General features: G+C 58.0%; 2 protein-coding genes. Both read right to left on the reverse strand.

The window, feature by feature from the left end:
* Positions 1-15: 15 nt before the first annotated feature.
* Positions 16-1,491, reverse strand: a complete 1,476-nt coding sequence (locus AC1D0Z_RS18430) for an NADH-quinone oxidoreductase subunit M (protein WP_477659645.1) — start codon at positions 1,489-1,491, stop codon at positions 16-18.
* A 30-nt stretch (positions 1,492-1,521) separates the two neighbouring features.
* Positions 1,522-3,218, reverse strand: a 1,697-nt coding sequence (nuoL, locus tag AC1D0Z_RS18435) for an NADH-quinone oxidoreductase subunit L (RefSeq protein ID WP_477659646.1), incomplete at its 5' end; no start/stop codon positions are given.

Here is a 3,218-nt window from a genome sequence, read left to right on the forward strand (position 1 = left end):
TTCTTTGTAGTTGCTTCAGTTCAGTTTGGAGGTTGCGACATGCTTGAGCAGGTCCGCCACTGAAGTATTCATCACATCGGTAAATGGCTTGGGATAGATGCCCATATACAGCACCGCAACGGCCAGCAGCGCCAGCATCAGGAATTCGCGGCTGTTGATGTCGACGAGCGCCTTGACGTCGTCATTGGCTACCGGGCCAAGGTAGACGCGCTTATACATCCACAGGGTGTAGGCTGCGCCAAAAATAAGGGCTGTTGCCGCCGCGCCTCCGACCCAGAAGTTGTATTTGACGGCGCCCAGAATGACCATCCATTCGCCGACGAAACCGGCCGTTGCCGGCAGGCCGCAGTTGGCCATGGCGAACAACAGTGCAAAAGCCGCAAACTTGGGCATGGTGTTGACGACACCGCCGTAGCTGGCAATTTCACGGGAGTGGACACGGTCGTACAGCACACCGATACACAGGAACATGGCACCCGACACAAAACCGTGGGCGATCATCTGCACAATGCCGCCGGAAACGCCCAGGTCGTTGAAGATGAAGAAACCCAGGGTGACAAAGCCCATATGGGCCACCGACGAATAAGCCACCAGCTTTTTCATGTCCTGCTGCACCAGTGCCACCAGGCCAACGTATATGACGGCGATGAGCGACAGCGCCATCATCAGCCAGGCCCACTCGTGTGCCGCATCCGGTGCGATGGGCATCGAGAAGCGCAGGAAACCGTAGGCGCCCAGCTTCAGCATGATGGCAGCCAGCACAGCCGAACCACCGGTAGGAGCTTCAACGTGCACGTCAGGTAACCATGTGTGTACCGGCCACATGGGCACCTTGACGGCGAACGCCGCGAAGAAGGCGAAAAACAGCAACGTCTGCACCGTACTGCCCAGCGGCAGCTTGTGCCAGGTCAGGATGTCGAAGCTGCCGCCCGACTTGTTGTACAGGAAAATCAGCGCCACAAGCATCAGCAGGGAGCCGAGCAAGGTATAGAGGAAGAACTTGAAGGCCGCGTAGATCTTGTTGGGTCCGCCCCAGATGCCGATGATCAGGTACATCGGAATCAGCGTGGCTTCAAAAAATACGTAGAACAAAATGCCGTCAAGCGCAGTGAACACGCCGATCATGAGCCCGCTGAGGATCAGGAATGACGCCATATACTGGTTAACGCGCGTGGTGATGGCCTCCCAGCTGGCGATGATGACAACGACATTGATGAAGGCCGTCAGCAGCACGAACCACAGGGAGATGCCGTCAACGCCAACGTGGTAATTGACATTAAACCGCTGGATCCAGCTGCCCTTTTCGACGAACTGCATCGCCGATGTGTCCAGCTGGAAACCGCTGTACAAAGGTAAGGTCACCAGGAAACTGATAACTGCGCCTATCAATGCGACCCAGCGAACGCTGCGCGCCTGCTCATCACGGCCCAGCCCCAGCAGAACGACACCGAAAACAATCGGCGTCCAGATCGCAAGACTCAACAAACCCATTCTTGTTCTTCCTTGATTTTGTTGGACTGATCAGCGATTGAGCCAGACGAAATACGTCATCAACACAAATACGCCAATGATCATGCCGAAGGCATAGTGATAGATGTAACCGGACTGCAGCCGGCGCACCACGCCGGAAACCCAGCCGACCACCTTCCAGGAGCCGTTGACCAATGCGCCGTCGATCAGCTTCTGGTCGCCACCCTTCCAGAGGGCTGCACCGAGTGCCCGCGTGCCCCGGGCCAGCACGTTTTCATTGAACCAGTCGAGGTAATACTTGTTCTCGAGCAGCGTGAAGATGGGCATGAAGATGCGCTTGATCGCGGCCGGCAACGCCGGGTTGATCATGTACATGTACCAGGCCGCCACCGCGCCACCGAGGGCCAGCCAGAACGGCGGCGTCATCAATCCATGCAAGGCCATTTGGGCCGGGCCGTGGAACAGCTGCTTAAGTTCTTCCATGGCGGGATGCTTCTCAAGGTTCACCATGATGGCGTCCTTGAAAAAATCGCCGTACAGCATGGGCTGAATTGTCATGAAGCCGATGACCACGGACGGAATCGCCAGCAGGATCAGCGGAACCGTCACCACCCAGGGGGATTCGTGTGGCTCGTCATGGTGGCCGTGGTCGTCGTGGCCATGGTGTGCGTCGGGGTTCTGGTCGAAGCGCTCTTTTCCATGGAACACCAGGAAGTACAGGCGGAAGGAATAGAAGGCCGTCACGAAGACGCCTGCCAGTACCGCGAAGTAGGCGAAACCCGCACCCGCCAGATGACTCTCATGCACGGCTTCAATGATGCTGTCCTTGGAGTAAAAACCCGCGAACAGGGGTGTGCCGATCAGGGCCAGCGTGCCCAGGAGCGAGGTGATCCAGGTGATAGGCATGTACTTGCGCACGCCGCCCATCCAGCGGATGTCCTGGTTGTGGTGCATGCCGATGATGACCGAGCCTGCGGCCAGGAACAGCAACGCCTTGAAGAAAGCGTGCGTCATCAAGTGGAACACCGCGACGGAATAAGCCGAGGCGCCCAGCGCCACCGTCATGTAGCCCAGCTGCGAGAGCGTGGAGTACGCGACCACGCGCTTGATGTCGTTCTGGATAATGCCGAGAAAACCCATGAACAGCGCCGTGATGGCGCCAATGACCATGATGAAACTGAGCGCCGTGTCGCTGAGCTCGAACAGCGGCGACATGCGCGCCACCATGAAGATGCCCGCCGTCACCATGGTTGCCGCGTGGATCAGCGCCGAGATAGGCGTCGGGCCTTCCATGGAATCCGGTAGCCAGACGTGCAGCGGAAACTGCGCCGACTTGCCCATGGCGCCTATGAAGAGGCAGATGCAGATCACGGTGACCAGCATCCAGCCTGTGCCCGGGAAGCTCAACTTGGAGAGTTCGTCGGCCTTGGCAAAGGCCTCACCGTAATTGAGCGTGCCGGCGTAGGCGGCGATCAGGCCGATGCCGAGGATGAAGCCGAAGTCGCCCACGCGGTTGACCAGGAAGGCCTTCATGTTCGCGAAGATGGCGGTCGGCTTGTTGAACCAGAAACCGATCAGCAGGTAGGACACCAGGCCCACGGCTTCCCAACCAAAGAACAGCTGCAGCATGTTGTTGCTCATGACCAGCATCAGCATGGAGAAGGTGAACAGCGAGATATAGGCGAAGAAGCGGTTGTAGCCCTCGTCTTCTTCCATGTATCCGATGGTGTAGATGTGCACCATGAGGG

Source organism: Polaromonas sp. P1_E3, from assembly GCF_056405935.1.

What these genes read in the sequence shown, in the direction of transcription:
- AC1D0Z_RS18430 (WP_477659645.1), bottom strand. Translation starts at nt 1,491, where the DNA reads ATGGGTTTGTTGAGTCTTGCGATCTGGACGCCGATTGTTTTCGGTGTC.